This window comes from Microbacterium wangyouchuni (assembly GCF_054072595.1).
In genome coordinates this window covers 566,457-586,835 of the sequence record NZ_JBSVRM010000001.1, presented here as the reverse complement: position 1 = coordinate 586,835, position 20,379 = coordinate 566,457, and the positions used below count along the sequence as shown (strand labels likewise).

The window sequence follows — 20,379 nt, the reverse complement described above, 5'->3', positions numbered from 1 at the left end:
CATCTCCTGAGACAGAAACCGTCACCAATGTTCTGAGACAAGAACCGTCACCGAAGACCTGAGACATCACAACCCCTGTCTCATGCTGAAGCATGTTTCTCGCCACGAGGCCCGCATTTTGTCCGGGCACGGGCGGCCGCCACGCCCCTGGGCGCTGGTTAGGATGGCCTTACGGATGGACGGAGACGCCGGTCCGGAAAGGTTGCGCAATGAGCTTCGTGATGTCGGATGCATTGGAAGAGACCGGCTACGTCGTCCTGGACGACTACGACCAGTCCACGGACCCGGCCGAGTGGCTTGAGCTGGAATATGTCGGCTGGCGCTCCTCCGGCATCACCCGCTTCGCGCCGCTGACAAGCTATGCCGGCGAGATCGAGTGCAACGCCTTCTGGAACCAGACCCCGCCCCGTCCAGACAAAGACGGTGCCTGGATCCCCAGCCAGGTGGCCAAGGCCCCGGCCCTCGCACGGCGCGCGCAGGAGCCCGGCGCCAACATCGGACGCTGCCGCGTCATCGAACTGCAGCCGAACACCTACGCCGATGCGATCTACAACCTGCACCAGGACGACAACAACCGGCTCAACGAGCCCGGCACGGGCTGGGTGGTACGCGGCTGGTTCAACCTGACCGACGACGCCGACTCGCTGCTGATCCTGCGCGAAGACCGCTTCGATCCAGCATCCGAGATCCGCCTCCCGCTGCCTGCCGGCTCACGCATCCTCGTCGACACCCAGCGGTTCTGGCATGCCGTCTGGCAGCAGGGACCCGCGCCCCGCTACTCGCTCATCACGTCATGGACCTCCGGCCCGGAACTCGACGCCTACATCGCCGCGAACAACGGCAACCAGCATCCGCCCACCGTCGAACTCGACCAGCAGCTCGTCGACGACGCGCAACTCGAACTGCACCGCCGTATCGAAGAGCGCCGCCGCGCCTTCGAGGCCCAGGGCATCGTTATGGAACCGCCCGCCGAGCTCTACAACTGAGCCGAGAGCAGCTCCGCGAGGTTGCCCAGCGATGAGCTGAGCCCCATCTCGTGGTCGGCCGCGGATATCCCCTCCGGGACATCTTCGGCCCGGAAAGTCACTTCGGAATCCGATCCGCTCGCCCGCACCTCCCAGGTCATGCGCATCACGCCGGCATATCGCAGATCGTCTGATTCAAACTCGACTTCCTGCACAAGACGCACGCCCGGAACCACCTCGACGAATCGTCCTTCGACGACGTCTTCAGTCGCGCTGCTCTTCCCGGGCGCACCCGTCGCATCCCGATAGACGAGGACCATCCGGTATCCGCCTCCGGCCTGGGCATCGAAGTGGTCGATCCGTGCGGTCATCCCGTCCGGCGGAAGCCATTCTGCGACGGCATCCGCAGTGCTGAGCGCCTCGAAAACTCGCATGGGCGAGGCGTTGATGAGGCGCGTCACTTCATCGGTTCGGCTCATCCCTTGAGGCTACGCCGCCGACGGGAGCGGATGCTACGGCATAGCTCAGACCGTCCGCCCGGCCTCGATTCGCACCACGCGATCGACGGTGCCGGCGGGCGGCTCGACGTGCGAGATCAGCAGCACCGACTGCTCCCCCGCCGCCTCGAGCAGATCGCGCAGCAGCGCCTCGGATGCCTCGGGATCAACCCCGGCCGTCGGCTCATCCAGCACGAGCACGTCGAAGCGGTGCAGCAGCGCCCGCGCCAATGAGATCCGCTGCGCCTGCCCACCGGATACCAGCGCGCCTCGGTCGCCGACGCGCGCATCCAGCCCGCCGCGCTCCCGCACCCAGTCCCCCAGCCCGACGCGGTCAAGCACGGCGAGCAGCTCGGCATCCGTTGCCGTATCCCGCGCGAACAGCAGGTTCTGGCGGATGTCCTCATCGAAGAGCTGCGGATGCTGCTCACACAGCCCGACAATCTCCCGCAGTGCCGGCCCCGATAGCGACGCGGCATCCGTCCCGCCGATCGTGTACTCGCCCTCAGCCTTCAGGAATCCGACCAGCACCGAGGCGAGTGAGCTTTTGCCCGCACCGCTCGGCCCGCTGACGAGCACGCGCTCCCCGACGCCGAGATCGAGGTCGACGCCGCGGAGCGCCGGGGCATCGCGTAGCGCCGGGGCATCGCGCAGCGCCAGATCGCCCCGTGCCGTCCCGTTATGCGGCCACGAGGCGCGAACGTCGCGCAAGCGCAGAACTGTGGATGCCGGTGGTTCCGCGTTTCCAGCATCCGATCGCAGTTGCGGCGGAAGCTGCGCCGGAAGCACATCGACCACCCGTTGCGCGCTCGCGCGCACTCCGCGCCACGACGCTGCCGCGACCGGCACCGCCCCGAACACCTCGAAGACCACCATCGGCACGAGCACGACGACCGCGAGCCACGGCCCGTCGATCGCACCGGTGCTCAGCCCCGGGGATGCCACGGCAACCGCCCACACCGACGCGACTCCCGCGAGCACCGAGACAACGCCGGCCGCGACAGCCTCAGCGAGCGACGATCGCGTGACCAGGCGGCGCACCGCCTCATCCGCCCGCTCGATCCGCTGCCGCGCCTGCGGCTCGGCCCCGTAGGCGAGCAGCACGTCGAGACTGCCGAAGTAATCGACGAGGGATGCTGACAGCTCTGCCCGCCGCACGGACACCCGCTCCTCGGCACGAGACCCGACGATCCAGCCGAGACCGATGGCCACAAGAGCTGCCACCACCAGGCACGCCGCAAGCGTGAGCGCGGCCGGAGGCGACACGAAAGCAATGAAGCCCACCGAGCCGACCGCGACCACCGCCGCGACCGCGAGCGGCTGCACCACCCGCAGCGGCAGGTTCTGCAGATTCTCAACATCGTCGACAAGCGCCGAAAGCACCTGACCACGGTCGGTCCGACCGAGCCCTGCCGGCGACAGCGGAATGAGCGTTCGCACCATATCGGCGCGCGTGCGGGCTAGTTGGCCCAGCGCCGCATGGTGCCCTGACAGCCGCTCGAGATACCGGAACACTGCCCGCGACACTGCGAAGAAGCGCACCCCGACAACAGCCACCGACAGCGGCACCAGCGAGTCGACGATCGATGCGCTGACGATCAACCAGCCGCTGACGGCGAGGAGCGACACCGCAGCCGCGGCCGACAGCACACCCCAGATGAGCCCAGGCAGGAATCGCCGGAGCGGCGGCTGAGCGAGGCGCAGGACATCGCTGACACTCATACGGTCACCCCGTTCCGTGAGCTCGTCGAAAGGTCGACGATCTGATCGGCGATCTCTCGCGCGGAACGGCGGTGTGAGACGAGCACGATCGTGGCGCCGGCATCCGCTCGCTCACGCAGCGCCGCCCACAGCCGCGCCTCGGTCTCCGCATCCAATGCGCTCGACGGCTCATCGAGAATCAGCACGCGGCGCGGGCCTGCGGCATGCCGGTACAGCGCCCGCGCCACCGCGACGCGCTGTGCCTGCCCGCCCGACAGCCCGCTCCCCTGCACGCCGAGTTCCTGGTTCGGATCGAGTTCTGCGGCGCAGGCGGCTTCCAGCGCATGACGGATGCCCTCGGCTGAGGGCCTCGCGTCCCCGAGCGCGACGTTCGCCCCGATCGTGCCCTGCATCAGACCGGGTGACTGCCCAGCCCAGGCGAGCCAGTCGGCCGGAGCGAGCCGGCGCACATCGTGACCGGCGAACGTCGCCGTGCCGGTGAAGGTCGCCGCCGCCCTGAGCGCTGCGACAACGCTGGATTTGCCGGACCCGCTTGGCCCCTCGATGAGAGTCACCGTTCCGGGTCGCGCTACAAATGTCACCGGCGCCAGCAGCGCTTCGCCGCGACTGACCCGCAGCTCGTTCGCGCACAACTCCTGAGAAACGGCGCCGAACTGGCCGTTTTCGCCCGGCAGAGGCGACTTCTGCCCCATTCTTCCGGAGTTATGCGCCACGACATCGGCCGCATCCAGCACTTCGAACACGTCCTCGGTCGCCGCGACGCCCTCAGAAGCCGCATGAAACTGCACGCCGACCTGACGAATCGGCAGAAATGCCTCCGGCGCGAGCAACAGCACGAAGAGTCCGACCTCGAGTGAGAGATCCCCGGACAGCAGCCGGAACCCCACCGCGACCGCCACCAGAGCCACCGCGAGCGATGCGAGCAGTTCCATTGCGAAGCCGGAGAGGAACGAGAACCGCAGCACCTTCATCGTCTCGCGGCGGTACTGCTCGGCGGTGACCTCGATCTGTGCCGCCGCCCGGCGCTCACGCCCGAACAGCCGCAGGGTCGACAGCCCCTGCACCGTGTCCGCGAACCGCGCTGCGAGGTGCTGCAGCGTCTGCCACTGCTTGCGCTGCACGGTGCGCGTGGCCATGCCGATAAGGATCAGGAACAGCGGGATCAGCGGCAGCGTGATCGTCGCGATCAGACCACTCGGCCAGTCCAGCCACCACATGCACAGCACCAGCACGGGCGTCGCGATGACGGTCAGGACGAGCTGCGGCAGGTACCGCGCGAAGTACGCATCCAGTGCCTCAAGGCCGTGACCTGCGGTGACCGCGAGCGAGGCCTGGTTGCGCGTAGCGAGCCACTCCGGCCCCAGTCGCCCCACGGCGCGGATCAGTGCTGCGCGCAGCTGCGCCCCGGTGCGGGCGGCAGCACGCGCGCCGGCGGCGTCGGATGCGGCGATCAGCATGCCGCGCGCCGCGGCCAGCCCCAGCAGCCACAGCAGCGAAGACACCACCGAACGTCCCGCAATCGCCCCGGTGATGGCATCCGTCAGAAACCAGGCGAAGGCGATGACGACGCCGGTCTGCAGCACGCCGATCACCGCCGCGAGGAGAAAGAATCCCCGCGCGGCAGCGGCGTACTTCAGCAGCCTCGGATCGACAGGTTTCACGCGTGCACTGTTTCCTCGATCGACGCCCGGGTGATGCGCTTTCGGAACACCCAGTACGTCCACCCCTGGTACAGCAGCACCAGCGGCATGGCGACCAGCGCCGTCCAGCTCATGATCTGCAGCGTGTACTCGGTGCTGGATGCGTTCTGGATCGTCAGGCTGAACGCCGGGTCGATCGTCGAGGGCAGCACGTTCGGGAAGAGCGCCGCGAACAGTGTGACGACGGCGAACAGTGTGGTCGCGGCCCCCAGACCGAATGCCCACCCTTCCCGTCCGCGCACGTTCGCGAGTACCGAGGCGATCAGCGACACCGCGGCGAGCGCGGCCAGCGCCAGCACCACGACCGAGAAGTGCGCCGCGACCGTCCAGGCCAAGAACACTGCCGCGACCGCGATGGTGACAACGCCCGCCCGGAAGGCAAGCCGCCGGGCGTCCGCACGCAGTTTCCCATCGGTCTTCAATGCCACGAAGGTCGCGCCGTGGGTGAAGAACAGCAGCAGCGTGGTGAGGCCACCCAGCAGCGCGTACGGGTTCAGCAGATCGAACACGCTGCCGATGTACACGTGCCGCTCGTCCAGCGCGACGCCCTGCACGATGTTCGCGAACGCGACCCCCCAGAGGAACGCCGGCACGGCCGAGCCGATCACGATCATCCGGTCGAAGCCGCGCTTCCACCGCAGCCCCTCACGCTGATGGCGGTACTCGAACGACACCCCGCGCATGATGAGGGTGAGCAGGATCACCAGCAGCGGCAGATAGAACCCGCTAAACAGCGAGGCGTACCACTCTGGGAACGAGGCGAACAGACAGGCACCGGCCACGATCAGCCAGGTCTCGTTGAGGTCCCAGACCGGGCCGATGGTGTTGATGATCTGCCGGCGAGCCACATCATCTCTGTTCTTACCGACGCCGCCGAGGAAGGGCAGCGACATGCCAACGCCGAAGTCGAACCCGTCGAGGACGAAGTAGCCCACGAAGAAGAAGGCGATCAGACCGAACCAGAGTGTTGCGAGATCCATTTTCCCTACCTCAGTACACGACCGACGGCAGCTGGGCCGTCTCGTCGTCGGGTTGTTCAGTGGTGTCCGGGCCCTGCTGTGCCGCGCGGATGATCAGACGGATCTCCACCACGGCGAGCGCAGCGTAGATCGCGGTGAACGCGATCAGCGAGATCAGCACTTCCAGCCCACTCGTGCCGGGAGATACGCCATCGCGCGTACTCATCAGCCCGAACACGAGCCACGGCTGGCGTCCCATCTCGGTGAACACCCACCCGACGATGTTGGCCAGAAGAGCCAGCGGATACGACCAGATCGCGATCTTCCACATCCACTTCGCGACCGGCTTCTTCGCTTTCTTGCGCGTGACCCAGAGTCCGGCGAGGGCGACGAGGGCGTGCGCCATGCCGAGACCGATCATCCAGCGGAACGACCAGTAGGTGATCCACAGCACCGGGGCGAAGTTGTCGATGCCCATGTCAGCGAACTGCACGGCGTACTCCGCGTTGAGGTCGTTGACACCGTGCACGCACGCGTCGAAGGTGTGCGTCGACAGCAGCGAGAGCAGATACGGCACCCGGATCGAGAACAGCTCACTGGTGCCATCCGGCGTCCCGAGCGTGAACAGGCTGAACGAGGCATCCGCCCCGCAGACGGTATTGAAGGTCGCCTCGGCGGCAGCCATCTTCATCGGCTGCGCGATATACATCGCCAGTCCCAGCTGGTCACCGGAGAGAACGACGCCGGCAGTGGAGACCAGCATCCCCCACAGACCGAACTTCAACGAGACCCGCATCGTGTCGATGTGCTGTCCACGTGAGAGGTGCCATGCCGAGACCGAGATGATGACACCGGCTGCGAACATGAACGCACCGAAGATCGTGTGCGGGAACGCAGCAAGCGCAACCGGGTTGGTCAGCAGCGCCCAGAAGTCCACAAGTTCGGCGCGGTTCGTCTCGGCGTTGTAGATGTAGCCGACTGGATTCTGCATGAACGCGTTGGCGGCGATGATGAAGTAAGCCGACAGGATGCTGCCGATGGCAACGCACCAGATCGTGGCCAGGTGCAGCTTCTGGGAGAGTTTGTCCCATCCGAAGATCCAGAGGCCGATGAAGGTCGCCTCGAAGAAGAACGCGAACAGCCCCTCGAACGCGAGCGGAGCTCCGAAGACGTCGCCGACGAAGCGGGAGTAGTCCGACCAGTTCATGCCGAACTGGAACTCTTGCACGATTCCGGTGACGACCCCCATCGCGAAGTTGATGAGGAAGATCTTGCCGAAGAATCGGGTCAGGTGCAGATACTGCACCTTCGCCGTGCGCACCCACGCCGTCTGGAATATCGCCGCAGAAAGCGCCATGCCGATCGTCAGCGGCACGAACAGGTAGTGGTAGACGGTCGTGAGACCGAACTGCCACCTGGCCAACGCAAGTGGGTCCAACCACTCCATCACACGACTCCTTCATTCGAACTTGTGCAGGCAGGTAGCGCATCCGTTGATCGGTCGCCGATTCACCGGTCGCCGATCATCGGTCGTCGATTCACCGACCGGCCACTGCCGGTCGGTTTACGCGGGCACCCCTGCCCTGTTGGCTGTCAGGCCACAGCCGTCACCCGAAGCTGTACCGTGCATTCCTCGGGCGCTGCAGGTTCGCGCACGAACTCGGCAGCCAGCGGGCCGCCTGCCTCCGTGAGCACCCCCTGCATCAGACCCAGGTGCACCCGGCACAGCACCGGACGATCCTCTGGCCGGGCCGCGGCGTGCGGGCACGGGGTGAGGTCTACGGTGAGCTGGGCGTCGTCGATGACGGGCTCAAATCCGCTCTCTTCGAGATGTTCGATGAGGGCATCCATCTGATGGGTTGCGTCGCTGTCGAGATCGGATGCCGTCGCCGGCAGCATCCGGCGCAGAATGTCGCCGCGGCGAGCAGCGGCAGAAACCTTGTCCCTGGCGACCGGGCTGGAGGCGCCTGGCGCTCCGGTGACGGCACTGTAGAGCGCACGCGGGCGACCCCGGGTGGTGCGGTGCTCGGTTGCGGAGATCACATAGCCGCCCTCGATGAGGCGCTGCAGGTGCTCACGAACCGTGTTCGCGTGCAGCCCGGTGGCGTCGCAGATCTCACCGATGGTACGCGGCGAACGCATCTGCATCAGGTGCAGGATCTGCACCCGCGAGTATGTCGAGATGGGCCCGCACGGGCTGGCTGTAGCCATGCATCCATTATCTCGAGGTCCTGATCAGCCCGCTATTTTCCGGCCGTGAATAATAGCGTTCGGCGATAGGGATGTCGGATGCGGTCGATAGCCTGGGAGCATGGCAACCCGTAAACCCGCTCCCCCGGCCTTCGTGTGCACCGAATGCGGGTGGACGACATTGAAGTGGGTGGGCCGCTGCGGCGAATGCCAGCAGTGGGGCACGGTGCAAGAGCAGGCGGCGAAGACCGGCATCGTCCGACAGGTGGCGGCGATTTCTCCGGATGCCGCGCACACTGCGCGACCCATCACGCAGATCACCACCGCCGATACGCCACGACGCTCCAGCGGCGTCGGCGAGTTCGACCGGGTGCTGGGCGGAGGCATCGTCCCGGGGGCAGCGATTCTGCTCAGCGGTGAGCCCGGCGTCGGCAAGTCGACGCTGCTGCTCGAGGTGGCAGCGCAGGCCGCGCGCGGCGGACGACGGGTGCTGTATGCGAGCGCCGAAGAATCCCAGGCTCAGGTGCGGCTGCGCGCCGAGCGCACCGGAGCGCTGCACGATGAGCTGTATCTGGCGAGCGAGACCGACCTCGCCACGATCCTCGGCCACATCGATCAGGTGCAGCCGCAGCTGGTAATCGTCGACTCGGTGCAGACCGTGGCATCCTCGCTGTCCGATGGCGCAGCCGGCCAGCCCAGCCAGGTGCGAGAGGTTGCAGCGACCCTGATTCGCATCGCGAAGGAGCGGAGCCTGCCGATCATCATCGTTGGGCACGTCACCAAGGACGGCCAGGTCGCCGGGCCCCGGATCCTCGAGCATCTCGTCGACGTCGTCTGTCACTTCGAGGGTGATCGCCAGACTTCGCTTCGATTCATCCGGGCGCTGAAGAACCGTTTCGGTCCGACAGACGAGGTCGGATGCTTCGAGATGACCGGCGACGGCATCGCCGAGGTGCCCGACCCCTCTGGGCTCTTCCTCGGCCACGGTTCCACCGAACCGGGAACCTGCGTCTCGATCGCGATGGAGGGGCGACGCGCCATGCCGGTAGAAGTGCAGGCGCTGACGGTGAACACGACCGCTCCGAACCCGCGGCGAGTGGTCTCGGGGCTCGACTCTGCGCGCGTGGCGATGGTGCTGGCGATCCTCGAGAAGCGGGCCGGGATCGAAACCGGAAAGCTCGACGTCTACGTATCGACGGTGGGTGGCGTGCGATTCACCGAACCGGCCGCCGACCTGGCGATCGCGATCGCCGTCGCGGGCTCGATCCGCCATTTCTCAGCGCCGCGCACGATCGCCGCGGTCGGCGAACTCAGCCTGGCCGGAGAGGTGCGCGCAGTCACACAGGCCGCGCAACGCCGAACGGAAGCTGGACGGCTCGGATATCAGCAGGTCATCGACGACCGGTCGGGATCGCTGCAGGCTGCGCTCGATGACGTCAAGTCGCGCACGCGGTCGGGGCACCCGACACAGTCAGGGCACCCCGCACAGTCAGGACAGGCCAGGCAGTCACGTCGGGAAGACGATATCCCGCCGTTCTGATCAGGCTTCGAGCGCCTTCAGCAGCTCGTCCGGTGCCGCCTGCATCGGGTGCGGCCCGGCGATATCGAGGAACACCGTTGTGATCGTGTCGCCGTGCGTCGTCAGGAACTTCCGCAACCAGTCCGGCGAATAGATCCCCACGCCCGGCGGCAGGTTCTCCGGCTTGTTCTTCGCATCGCTGAACAACAGCAGCGCGACATCGCCCGATGCGGGATCGCGGAACGTCCAGACCTCGCCGCTGTCGAGCGGGTTGTCACGGGTGCCGGAGTTCAGAAGCGGCACAACGGTGTTGCCATTGCGCAGCGCGAGTGCGACCGCCGCCACGTCCTGCTTCTCAAGCGCCTGGGCGAGCGCCTCAGAGCGAAACTCCTCGGGTGCCGGCTTCTTGCGTGCGGATTTCTTCTTCGCTGCCATGCTTCCAGCTTAAGAGAGTGGGGCCCTCTCGAGTCGTCCAGTGGGGACTGGGGTACTCGAGAGGGCCCGCCGGTTCTCGATCGGTGAAGTGTCGAAGCGCTGGGGACGCTGAATACGACGCCACTGGGGATGGCTAGCACCGAGAAATCTCGAGAATCCTCTAATGGTATCCCAAAGATGGTGCGCTGTCTGTAGCAGGTTGCGACTGGACTCAGTAGAGCAAAAACTGCCGCGTCACGGTGCTGGAAAACCCACCGATCGACACGGCCAGGTGGTACGACGATCCTCCGGCGGGAGCACGCGGGCGATTCTCCTGCTCACAGGTTCCGACATCCGATCGCGTGCGATCCCAGACCACCGCAGATGCGCTGGGCACCGACTGCCCGGCTGCCAGAGTCACGACCATGCTGCTGGGGTTGGCCTGGCAGTGCCGCGAGTCCCACCAGACATCTGCGCCGCTGGTGACCGTGAAAATCTGCGTGGACGAGCCAACGTCGAGCGTGCAGTCCGCGGCGCTGGTGTTCGTCAGCAGGATGCTGAGTTCCGGCGAAACCCCGGACGCATAGGTGTCGGCATTGGTGACCGCTTCGACGGTGACATCCCGGGCCTGGCACGGGGCGACACCGGGGGTCTCCTCCGCTGTCGGTTCGGTGCTGGGTTCTGCGCTGGGCTCCGTGCTGGGTTCGGTGTCGGGGTCCGTGCTCGGCTCCGTCGACGGCGACTCGGCCGCGTCCAGCACCGGGTTCTTCGAGACCGAGGGGGTCGGCGTCGAAGTCGCGGTCGGCTCGGTTGTGGCGGCATCCGCCCATGGCTGTGCAATGACGAGCCATGTCCCGACGGCCAACGCCGCGATCAGCAGGATCAGCCCGCTGAGAACTGCAAGACGGCGCCGACGGTAGATGGCGCGGGTTCGACGTCGCGACATCACAGGTTCTTCAGCATCCGGGTGTTCCCGAGCGTATTCGGCTTCACGTGCGCGAGGTTGAGGAACTCGGCGACGCCCTCGTCCGGGCTGCGCAGCAGCTGCGAGTAGACGTCGGGGTCGACAACCTGTTCACCGATCGGTGCGAATCCACGCCGGGTGAAGAAAGCCGTTTCGAAGGTGAGGCAGAACAGCCGCTGCAGGCCGAGGATGCGCGCTCGCGTTTCGAGCTCATCGACGATGGCTCGTCCGACTCCGCGCTGCAGCCAATCGTCGCGGACGATCAGCGTGCGCACTTCGCCGAGGTCTTCCCACATGACGTGCAGAGCGCCGCATCCGATGAGCTCGCCGTCTTTTTCGGCGACGACGAACTCCTGAACGGCGCCGTACAGGACGGCGAGGTCCTTGCCGAGCAGGATCCGTCGGTCGACCAGCGGCTCCAGCAGAAGGTGGATGCCGAGGACGTCGGCGCTGCGCGCCGGGCGGACGGTGTACTCGCTCACATGTCAACCCTAAGACCGCGAGGCTGAGATCCCCGGGTGAAGCGCCCGGGAGACGACGATAGGACCGGGCACTGTTCATCACCCCGATATGGTTGGCGTCGCGAGCACGCTGACATGACAGCAGGGATGACGGAGACACGGATGCCAGGCAGCACGAACGATGACTTCGACGCGTTCAACGCCGACGGGAAGCCGACGACACCGGTTGATCTGAATACTGAAGTGAGCAACGAGCTCATGGAGATCAAGAACAGGGTCTGCGGCGAGGAAACACCCGCAGTCGATCAGTGGCTCGACAGCAATGGTGAGCTGACCGAGAAGTGGCAGAAACTCTTGAACGACCTCGTCTCCGCCGCCGAGGCGCGGCAGGCCGAGCGCTTGTGAAATGACGAGGGGACGGATGCATCAGCATCCGTCCCCTTGTCATACTTACTCGCCGGAGGCGGCCGTCAGATCAGGCGTCGCCGAGATGGCGGGAGTGGTGTTGACACCCACCGCGACCTTCTCGCCGCGCGGAGCCGTTTCGAACAAGAACTTCCCGTCCTCAGCATCCACCTTCACGTGATCGCCGGAGTTCAGCTCGCCGTGCAGGATGCGCTCGGACAGGTGATCCTCGATCTCGCGCTGCATCGCGCGGCGCAGCGGCCGGGCGCCGAGCGCCGGGTCGAAGCCGATCTCGATGAGACGCTCCTTCGCGGCCTGCGTGAGCTCGATCGTCATGTCGCGGTCAAGCAGGCGGTCGCCCAGACGCTTCACGAACAGATCCACGATCCGCACGAGCTCAAGCTTCGACAGCTGCGGGAAGACGATGACATCGTCGACACGGTTGAGGAACTCGGGCTTGAAGTGCCGCTTGAGCTCTTCGTCAACCTTGCCCTTCATCCGCTCGTAGCTGGTCTGCGCGTTGCCCTCGACCTGGAAGCCCACCGGGCCTCCGGCGATCGCGGACGATCCGAGGTTGGTCGTCATGATGATGACCGTGTTCTTGAAGTCCACGACTCGACCCTGGCCGTCGGTGAGGCGACCCTCTTCGAGGATCTGCAACAGCGAGTTGAAGATGTCGGGGTGAGCCTTCTCGATCTCGTCGAACAGCACAACGGAGAACGGCTTGCGGCGCACCTTCTCCGTCAGCTGGCCCCCCTCTTCGAAGCCGACGAACCCGGGAGGGGCACCGAAGAGCCGCGAAACGGTGTGCTTCTCGCCGAACTCGCTCATGTCGAGCGAGATGAGCGCATCCTCATCGTCAAACAGGAACTCGGCGAGAGCCTTAGCGAGCTCGGTCTTTCCGACACCGGTCGGGCCGGCGAAGATGAACGAGCCCGAGGGACGCTTCGGGTCCTTGAGGCCTGCGCGCTGACGACGGATCGTGCGGGAGAGGGCCGCGATGGCCTCTTCCTGCCCGACGACACGCTGGTGCAGAGCCTTCTCCATGAAGACGAGTCGGGCGGTCTCTTCCTCGGTCAGCTTGAACACCGGGATGCCGGTGGCCTGAGCGAGCACTTCGGCGATCAGGCCCTCGTCGACGACCGCGTTGGTCGCGACGTCACCGGAACGCCACTGCTTCTCGAGGCGAAGGCGCTCAGCGAGCAGGCTCTTCTCCTCGTCGCGCAGGGATGCTGCCTTCTCGAAGTCCTGCTCCTCGGAGGCTTCTTCCTTCTGCTCGCGAACCTTGGCGATCTTCTCGTCGAATTCGCGCAGTTCGGGCGGGCTCGACAGAATGCTCAGACGCAGACGTGCGCCCGCCTCATCGATCAGGTCGATGGCCTTGTCCGGCAAGAAGCGATCCGCCACGTAGCGGTCAGCGAGGTTCGCCGCGGCGACGATGGCGCCATCGGTGATCTGCACCTTGTGGTGAGCCTCGTAACGGTCGCGCAGGCCCTTGAGAATGTTGATCGTGTGCGGCAGCGTCGGTTCGCTGACCTGCACCGACTGGAAGCGGCGCTCGAGCGCAGCATCCTTCTCGAAGTGCTTGCGGTACTCGTCGAGGGTCGTCGCACCGATCGTCTGCAGCTCGCCACGGGCGAGGAGAGGCTTGAGGATGCTGGCGGCATCGATCGCGCCTTCGGCTGCGCCCGCACCGACGAGGGTGTGGATCTCATCGATGAAGACGATGATGTCGCCGCGGGTGCGGATCTCCTTGGTGACCTTCTTCAGGCGCTCCTCGAAGTCTCCGCGGTAGCGGGAACCGGCGATGAGCGATCCGAGGTCGAGGGAATAGAGCTGCTTGTCCTTGAGCGTCTCGGGCACATCGCCCTTGACGATCGCCTGGGCGAGTCCCTCGACGACGGCGGTCTTGCCGACGCCGGGCTCACCGATCAGGACCGGGTTGTTCTTGGAGCGGCGCGAGAGGATCTGCATGACCCGCTCAGCTTCCTTCTCACGGCCGATGACCGGGTCGAGCTTGTTGTCGCGCGCGGCCTGGGTGAGGTTGCGGCCGAACTGGTCGAGAACGGCGGAGCCACCCTGCGTGCCAGCCGGGGAGTCGTTGGTCTGAGCACCGACGGCTGCCGGCTCGCGGCCCGGAGCGCCGGAGAGCAGCTGGATGACCTGCTGGCGCACCTTGTTCAGGTCGGCGCCGAGCTTGACGAGAACCTGGGCTGCGACACCCTCGCCCTCGCGGATGAGACCGAGCAGAATGTGCTCGGTTCCGATGTAGTTGTGGCCGAGCTGCAGCGCCTCGCGCAGGCTCAGCTCAAGCACCTTCTTCGCGCGGGGCGTGAAGGGGATGTGCCCGGTGGGCTGCTGCTGTCCCTGACCGATGATGTCCTGCACCTGCTCGCGCACGGCGTCAAGCGAGATGCCGAGGCTCTCGAGCGCCTTGGCAGCGACGCCTTCACCCTCGTGGATGAGGCCGAGCAGAATGTGCTCGGTGCCGATGTAGTTGTGGTTGAGCATCTTCGCCTCTTCTTGGGCGAGGACGACGACCCGACGGGCTCGGTCGGTAAATCTCTCAAACATAGTGACTCCTTGGTTCGCACGGGGCGAAGCGCTAGCGCCGAATACGGTTCTCTGCGCCTGTACATCGAGAGTAACGACCGCACGGGGCTGGTAAGCCCGTGTTCGCCGTCGGCATAGCGCGCGGGCCGCTTCTGAGGTGTCCCGCGCGCGCCCGCACGCCCCCGCTGCCATGCATAGCTGCTCGCTCACCTGCCCGCCGCGTGCCCGCCCCCATGTCACCTGCCCACCTGCTGCCCCGCGCCCCACCTGCTGCGCCATCACCTGCTGCGCCCGCGCCCACCTGCTGCGCCACCACCCGTTCCGGTCGCACTTGACGTCGCTGTTACCGCGTTTTAGCAGCACGAAGTGCGACCGGAACGGTTATTGACCGGGCGGATGCTGGAGAAGCAGTTGACGGGGATATCGAAAGTCGTTATGTTAACGAACATCGATAACAACGATTATCGATAACTCCGGAAGCAACGAAGGAATCTGATGTTCGATCTCGTCCCAGCCGACGCCATCCTGGCTCTCGCCCTGCTCCTCGGGTTCGTCGCCGGAACCGTCGCACTCGTGCTGCTACTGAAGCGCGCACCGAAGACCGTGCCCGGCTTGGCGAAGAGCGATCGATTCGGAACTGCGTTCACCGCGGCCGGTGCGATCTTCGTCGGCATCACGGCCCTGGGAAACGCGATCGCCACCGTCGTCGCGACGATCACGCCGGGGTCCGTCACGGTCTACGATCTCGGCCGCATCATCGCCGAGGTCGACGAAGATCTGATGACGCTGCCGCATGTCGAACATGCCAGTTCCACTGGTGTCGATGTGACGATCACAGATGCTCCCGCGAGCATCGCCGCCTGGCAGCTCGGCGCTGATCTGCTGCCGATCCTCCTCGTGCTGATCGTTTGCGCGGCCGCGGTGTGGCTCGCCGCCGGGACGCTGAAGGGCACGCCTTTCGGCCGACGTTTTCCGATCGCGCTTGTGGTCGTGGCGAGTGCCGTGATGGTGTGCGGGTTGTTCGCGAACCTTTGCCGGGGCATCTCTCTCGCCGAAGCTGCACTGTTTCTCAACAGCGGCGCACCGCTCGGTGACGAGCCGTTCGCAGCATTTTTTGTCACCATCGACCTCTCACCCATCGGATGGGGGCTGGTCATCGGCCTCGTCGCCGGCGCTTTCCAGATCGGCACCCGGATGCAGCAGGACACGAAAGGACTGGTCTGATGATCACGACCGCCTACTTAATTGCCCTCCCTCTCCTCCCGATCATCGCGGCATTCGTCATTCTGCGCCGGCGCAATCGCGTCGAGCCGGAGGCGCGGGTTCCGGGGATCGTGTATCTGACGCAGTTGGCCGGAGCAACAGCTGCAGGCTGGGCCGCACTCGTCGCGGTGGCGACAGTGCCCATGGTTTTCCGGCGCATGACCGCCGTGCACGCGGAGGCCGCCGTCAGCCCGTTCACGCCCTGGCCGATACCCACCGCTGACACGATGAGCCCCGAGCCGTATGTGATGGTGGCTCACGTCGACAGCATCCGCGTCGGCGTCGCGCAGGCCGATGTCGGCACACAGATATTGCAGGCTCTCGGGAGCGTCATTTCTGCGCTGCCACCGATCGCGATCGGCATCTTCGTCGTCATCCTCTGCGAGCGGATCATCCGGCGAGCGCCGTTCGCCGCGCACCTGGTGAAGCTGTCGTGGATCGGCGCGGGCGTGTTCCTGGTCACAGGGTTCGCTGGGCAGCTACTGTCAGGCCTTGCGTCGTTCCGCCTGGCCGAGATCGCGTTCGAGTTAATTCGTGCCGATAGCCCCACGGCGAACTTGCCCACGCCAGCATGGCCTGCATGGCCCGATCTCTGGCCGCTGTGGGGTGCGCTGGCGCTGGGCGTTCTGGCCGTTCTCATTCGCCACGGCATCCGCTTGCAGCGCGACACGGAAGGACTTGTGTGATGAATAGCAAGAACATGGCGAAGCAGGCGCGGGCCGATCGCAACGACTTGAACTCGGCGATCGTCGTCGGTGCACTGATTATTGGCTGGCTCATTTTCAACAGCATCCGCAGCATTGTCGAACTGTTCGCGACCGCGGGGTCTGTGACTGTGACCACGCGCATCCCGGCGCAGGAGATCACCGCGGCGATCGGCGAAGGAGCGCTGGCGACGACCGAGCTCGCCACGCTTGTGGTGGCCGATGTCAACGCAGTCAGCGTCGTCTCGCTGGTCGTGGCGATCGTGCTGCGTGCACTGTGCCTAATCACGGTCGCGGCGCTGGGAGTGATCGTGTGTCGGCGACTGATACGGGGCATTCTGTTCGATCGGGTCAACACCGGCCTGACCTTTGCGATGTCAATGGGACTTTTGGCTGCTGGGCTGCTGGGTACGTGGTTCGAGAACATGGGCTTGAACGGTGTGTTCGCGGCTCTGGGCGGCGAGTTCGACGAACAGCGCTGGCTTCTCTTCACGGATGGAGTTCCGCTGTTCGTTGCTGCAATCGCGGTGGGCGTGATGGCCATCATCGTCCGTCGAGGTTCGGCGTTGCAACGCGACACCGAAGGACTTGTCTGATGTACGCCGCTGCCCCCACTCGATCGCAACGCTCAGAGACCGCAGACCTCGACCAGCCACCGGTTGACGCAACGCTTGACTCCGGAGCACGCGACATCCGGCTGCCGCGTGAAACGGAGGGGTTGGTATGACTCCCGCCCCGGATGATGAAGAGACCGGCATCCACTGCCGCCTCGACGAGCTGCTCGCAGCTCGCGGGATGACGCTCACCGAGCTGAGCGCGCGAGTCGGGGTGAGCATCGTGAATCTGTCAGTGCTAAAGAATGACCGAGCCCGTGCCATCCGCTATTCGACGCTTCGCGCGATCTGTGATGCGCTGGGGTGCGAGGTCGGCGAGCTGCTGGTGCTGACTGAGCGGTGACGCGGAGCGGGTTTGGCTGGGCGCCTGATTCAGCTGGTCGCCCGGCTCAGCTGGTCGCCCGGCTCAGCCAGCCGCCTGACCGAGAGGACTCAGGCGACCGCCGGGCGGAACCGCTTCGAAGGCGGATCGTCGCCGAGTCCGGGCCAGACTTGGGCATGGGTGTAGGCGAGGACGACCCTCGGCTTGAGTACGAACTCGTCGCCGTCTGGATGGCGCAACATGAAGTCGCCGGTCCCGTCACGGGTGATCCGCCATCCGCCGTGGTGCAGGGTCATGTGGTGATATCGGCACAGCAGTATCCCGCGATCGATGTCGGTTCGCCCGCGATCTCTATCCCATTCATCGATGTGATGGGCTTCACAATAGGAGGCAGGTCGGTCACACCCGTGCCAGCGGCATCCACCATCACGGATCGCAAGGGCGATGCGCTGTTTCGGTATGAACAGACGCTGCTCGCGTCCGACGTCGAGCGGATTTCCGCAGGAATCGAGCGTGACGGGCACGAACCCGCTCTCGCACATGCGCTGGTCGGCGGCCGCACCGGGCATCGACACCAGGTGGTCTTCGCTGTGGGCGACAGGAGCGGTGTTGCCGTGGGCATCCACGACCTGCACGAGTCGCACGCCCGCCTGACGAGTGCCGAAAACGCTCTCCGCATCGGCGAGCGCGCCGGCGCGCAATACATCCATGATCAGGTCATAGGCGAGCTGGTCGTTCGTTCTCGGGTCATCGATCAGTGACGCGGCCTGTTCTTTCTCGTCAGAATCGACGAACCGCGGGCCGCCGCGGCGAGGACGCAGCGCGGCGGCCATCATGGTCTCGAGGAACAGGTCGCCATCGTCATCAAGCACCAAGCTCGCCCGCTTCTGGCCGTCCTGCCCGCGATAAGTGCGGAACGAACGCTTCTCGAATCGTTCGAGGAACCGCTTCTCCGCCCCCTCCGGGTCGAGCAGGTCGCGGATCGTCCGCGCCTGCTGCCACAATTCCTCAACCGTGCGCTCCGCTGCTTCGTCGATAAGCTGCTCCGCGGCTTGCGCCCACGCGGCCCGCGCCTCTTCTTTCGCTTGCGCTCGGGTGTCAGCATCCGCTTCGTCGACGTCGATCTCGGGCAGCTCTCCCAGCCCGCGGCGGATCGCATCGAACTGCGTGGCGGTCAGTCGTCCATCGCCCAGGGCGTCGCGCAGCGGCTGATACCAAGGACCGGGTGCCGGGCGCTCCTCACGAGTCGGTTCATCGTCAGGGGCGGGGCCACCAGTATCTGGCTCAGAGTCATCGAATAGAGCCTCACCAACCCGGACCTTGCGATTCGCATCGGCTTTGGTGGATCCGGTGACGTCTTGAACGAACGCCGCCGCCGACCGGTGCCCTCGCGATGCCGACAACCCCGAGTGTCCGCGCTCGCGCTTCGAACGCACCGCGATCACGCCCGCGGCGGCGACCTGGATCTGCTCGACTTCTTTGGCGAGCGCTGCTGTCTCTTCGAGTACTTTCACGATGTCGGCATCCGTCATCAACATCATCGACGCCTGCGCGAGATCCGCGTCGGCGCCGTCGACGAGCTGTCCCCCCAGGGTGGGGATCAGCGTCGCGACGTCGGTGAAAGTTGCCATACTTCATACTCTCAGAGGCCACGGACATTCATACAAAGATTTGAGAGTTTGTGGATAACTCGAAGTGGTGCTCGGCTATCGCTGCGAAACCACCGAATCTCAGCCGACGGCGATATTCCCCGCAACGAATGCCTCGTACGCCGGGATGAACTCAGCTTCCGTGACGATCGGGACACCGTGGGCACGCGCGGTTTTCGCTTTGCCCGATTGAGTGAAGGGATCCTCAGCGACGAGCACCGCGCAGTTCTTCGTCACACTTCCAGTCACGAACCCTGCCTCGGCGAGTGCACGCGCCCATTCCTCCCGCGGTCGCGTCATAGCCCCGGTGAATACGACTCGCGCACCAACCGTAAGAATGAAGACCTCACCGGTCGTCAACGCAGTCCGATCGCCAACGACGCGAAGCTTCGGCGCATGTACCAGCGCGTGTGCCGGCACACCGGCGGCACCATCAGCACCGGGCCTACTCACGCCAACGACCGGCGCAGAAGCAGGAAGCTCGGGCGCAGGCTGGTCGAGAATCGTCGCTATCTGTGCCAGTTCTCGGCGTTCCATGTCGCTGACAATCCCATCCGCAAGCGCTTCTGCCCGAGCCGCGGCAAGATACTCCGCGTGCAGCGCGCCGATGCGTTCCGCGCCGAGATGCGCGACTTCGGCGATCGCTTCAAGGCGTGAGTACTCCATTGTGGAGATGAGACCGTCTTCGAGAACGCGTGTCAGCATGTCGAGATAGACCGCCGCTCCCGCATCGCTGGCATCGACCGGGATGTTGACACGCTCCCATAGCGGCAGCGTGGCAGTGTCGACGAACACCATCGACATTGCACTGATGGGAGTTGCTCGCTCAGCGCTCGGCACCGGCTTCGGAACATCCGACTCCAACGGGAAAACAGCATTTACGACATCCGTCTCCCAGCGCGGCGAACGCCCTGCAACACGGATCAGCGCAGACACAACTTCAGCCGTGGCACGCGCGTCACCCAGCGCTGCATGAGCCGAGCCGTGTTCGATCTCGAGCGCCGCACACACGTCGCTGAGCTTCGCCGCCCCGAAGAAAGAGCGCGACCAGAGCATGGTGCACAGCGCCGCATACGCAGGCGGAAGCGCGTAGCCATGGGTAGCCAGCTCAGCGCGCAGGAAGCGGAGGTCGAACTCCTGATTGTGAGCGGCAAGCACTCGTCCACTCAGCATGCTGACGAGGTGCGCGGCGATGTCGGCGAACAGCGGCGCATCGATGACGTCCGACGCATGGATGCCGTGCACGTGGGTGGCTCCGACATCACGCTGGGGATTGATGAGCGTGGTCCACTCGTGCTCTACCGCACCCTCGTCATCGACAAGGACGACACCCACCTCGACGATGCGGTCGCCGCGCGCCGGCGAGAACCCGGTGGTCTCCAGATCGATAACGGCGTAGCCCATGAGTAGTTCCCCTCATTCGAGGGCGCCATCCCAGAGGCGCCGGTGTCTCCCCCTCGAATACTGGCAGAGACGTC

The 20,379-nt window shown here is 65.5% G+C and carries 19 protein-coding genes; 7 read left to right on the top strand and 12 right to left on the bottom strand.

From position 1 onward, the window contains the following. Positions 1 to 209: 209 nt before the first annotated feature. Complete coding sequence (locus ACW5CM_RS02720) at positions 210 to 986, top strand: hypothetical protein (protein ID WP_438254157.1); 777 nt, start codon at positions 210 to 212, stop codon at positions 984 to 986. Here ACW5CM_RS02720 and ACW5CM_RS02715 read toward each other — a convergent pair. The 6 genes from ACW5CM_RS02715 to ACW5CM_RS02690 form a co-directional block, all read right to left on the bottom strand. Continuing rightward, positions 977 to 1,444 carry an SRPBCC domain-containing protein gene (locus ACW5CM_RS02715; RefSeq protein WP_457124101.1) on the bottom strand — a complete coding sequence of 156 codons (468 nt, stop codon included), beginning with the start codon at positions 1,442 to 1,444 and terminating at the stop codon, positions 977 to 979. The genes ACW5CM_RS02720 and ACW5CM_RS02715 overlap by 10 nt on opposite strands. A 45-nt stretch (positions 1,445 to 1,489) precedes the next feature. Next, positions 1,490 to 3,184, bottom strand: coding sequence for a thiol reductant ABC exporter subunit CydC (gene cydC / locus ACW5CM_RS02710; protein ID WP_457124100.1), 1,695 nt, complete (start codon positions 3,182 to 3,184; stop codon positions 1,490 to 1,492). After that, on the bottom strand, positions 3,181 to 4,845 hold the full coding sequence (gene cydD / locus ACW5CM_RS02705; RefSeq protein ID WP_457124099.1) for a thiol reductant ABC exporter subunit CydD: 1,665 nt from the start codon (positions 4,843 to 4,845) through the stop codon (positions 3,181 to 3,183). The genes cydC and cydD overlap by 4 nt, the downstream gene beginning before the upstream one ends. Continuing rightward, entirely contained in the window at positions 4,842 to 5,864 is a 1,023-nt protein-coding gene (gene cydB / locus ACW5CM_RS02700; protein WP_457124098.1) for a cytochrome d ubiquinol oxidase subunit II, read from the bottom strand. The genes cydD and cydB overlap by 4 nt, the downstream gene beginning before the upstream one ends. A gap of 10 nt (positions 5,865 to 5,874) precedes the next feature. Next, positions 5,875 to 7,290 carry a cytochrome ubiquinol oxidase subunit I gene (locus ACW5CM_RS02695; protein ID WP_438254150.1) on the bottom strand — a complete coding sequence of 472 codons (1,416 nt, stop codon included), beginning with the start codon at positions 7,288 to 7,290 and terminating at the stop codon, positions 5,875 to 5,877. A 146-nt stretch (positions 7,291 to 7,436) separates the two neighbouring features. Further along, a complete protein-coding gene (locus ACW5CM_RS02690; RefSeq protein ID WP_438254149.1) occupies positions 7,437 to 8,054 on the bottom strand; it encodes a helix-turn-helix transcriptional regulator in 618 nt (205 codons plus the stop codon). A 100-nt stretch (positions 8,055 to 8,154) separates the two neighbouring features. On the opposite strand from ACW5CM_RS02690, the gene radA reads away from it, so the two are divergent. After that, entirely contained in the window at positions 8,155 to 9,573 is a 1,419-nt protein-coding gene (radA, locus tag ACW5CM_RS02685) for a DNA repair protein RadA (RefSeq protein WP_438254148.1), read from the top strand. Here radA and ACW5CM_RS02680 read toward each other — a convergent pair whose 3' ends face one another. The 3 genes from ACW5CM_RS02680 to ACW5CM_RS02670 all read right to left on the bottom strand — a co-directional run bounded on the left by ACW5CM_RS02680 (position 9,574) and on the right by ACW5CM_RS02670 (position 11,412). Continuing rightward, positions 9,574 to 9,987, bottom strand: coding sequence for a dehydrogenase (locus ACW5CM_RS02680; protein WP_457124097.1), 414 nt, complete (start codon positions 9,985 to 9,987; stop codon positions 9,574 to 9,576). Positions 9,988 to 10,198: 211 nt separating this feature from the next. Continuing rightward, entirely contained in the window at positions 10,199 to 10,912 is a 714-nt protein-coding gene (locus tag ACW5CM_RS02675) for a hypothetical protein (RefSeq protein ID WP_457124096.1), read from the bottom strand. Then, the gene (locus ACW5CM_RS02670; protein WP_439256495.1) at positions 10,912 to 11,412 is read right to left on the bottom strand and encodes an amino-acid N-acetyltransferase; all 501 of its coding nucleotides are present in this window, start codon (positions 11,410 to 11,412) and stop codon (positions 10,912 to 10,914) included. The genes ACW5CM_RS02675 and ACW5CM_RS02670 overlap by 1 nt, the downstream gene beginning before the upstream one ends. Positions 11,413 to 11,553: 141 nt before the next feature. Here ACW5CM_RS02670 and ACW5CM_RS02665 point away from each other — a divergent pair, with 141 nt between their 5' ends. Continuing rightward, positions 11,554 to 11,796, top strand: coding sequence for a hypothetical protein (locus ACW5CM_RS02665; RefSeq protein WP_457124095.1), 243 nt, complete (start codon positions 11,554 to 11,556; stop codon positions 11,794 to 11,796). A 45-nt stretch (positions 11,797 to 11,841) separates the two neighbouring features. Here the strand turns inward: ACW5CM_RS02665 and ACW5CM_RS02660 are convergent, their stop codons facing one another. Next, positions 11,842 to 14,370 (bottom strand): ATP-dependent Clp protease ATP-binding subunit, encoded by a 2,529-nt coding sequence (locus tag ACW5CM_RS02660; RefSeq protein WP_438254141.1) that lies wholly within the window; start codon positions 14,368 to 14,370, stop codon positions 11,842 to 11,844. Between the two features lie 474 nt (positions 14,371 to 14,844). On the opposite strand from ACW5CM_RS02660, the gene ACW5CM_RS02655 reads away from it, so the two are divergent. The 4 genes from ACW5CM_RS02655 to ACW5CM_RS02640 all read left to right on the top strand — a co-directional run bounded on the left by ACW5CM_RS02655 (position 14,845) and on the right by ACW5CM_RS02640 (position 17,273). Continuing rightward, positions 14,845 to 15,573, top strand: a complete 729-nt coding sequence (locus tag ACW5CM_RS02655; protein ID WP_457124094.1) for a hypothetical protein — start codon at positions 14,845 to 14,847, stop codon at positions 15,571 to 15,573. Then, the gene (locus ACW5CM_RS02650) at positions 15,573 to 16,298 is read left to right on the top strand and encodes a hypothetical protein (protein ID WP_457124093.1); all 726 of its coding nucleotides are present in this window, start codon (positions 15,573 to 15,575) and stop codon (positions 16,296 to 16,298) included. The genes ACW5CM_RS02655 and ACW5CM_RS02650 overlap by 1 nt, the downstream gene beginning before the upstream one ends. Further along, positions 16,298 to 16,912, top strand: coding sequence for a hypothetical protein (locus tag ACW5CM_RS02645; RefSeq protein WP_457124092.1), 615 nt, complete (start codon positions 16,298 to 16,300; stop codon positions 16,910 to 16,912). Before ACW5CM_RS02650 ends, ACW5CM_RS02645 begins: the two co-directional genes overlap by 1 nt. Before the next feature lie 127 nt (positions 16,913 to 17,039). After that, positions 17,040 to 17,273, top strand: coding sequence for a helix-turn-helix domain-containing protein (locus ACW5CM_RS02640; RefSeq protein ID WP_457124091.1), 234 nt, complete (start codon positions 17,040 to 17,042; stop codon positions 17,271 to 17,273). An 89-nt stretch (positions 17,274 to 17,362) separates the two neighbouring features. On the opposite strand, the gene ACW5CM_RS02635 is transcribed toward ACW5CM_RS02640, so the two are convergent. Further along, positions 17,363 to 18,883 (bottom strand): HNH endonuclease signature motif containing protein, encoded by a 1,521-nt coding sequence (locus tag ACW5CM_RS02635; protein ID WP_457124090.1) that lies wholly within the window; start codon positions 18,881 to 18,883, stop codon positions 17,363 to 17,365. Between the two features lie 99 nt (positions 18,884 to 18,982). Then, positions 18,983 to 20,305: an exonuclease domain-containing protein gene (locus ACW5CM_RS02630; protein WP_457124089.1), complete on the bottom strand. Its 1,323-nt coding sequence runs from the start codon at positions 20,303 to 20,305 to the stop codon at positions 18,983 to 18,985. Positions 20,306 to 20,379 lie beyond the last annotated feature (74 nt).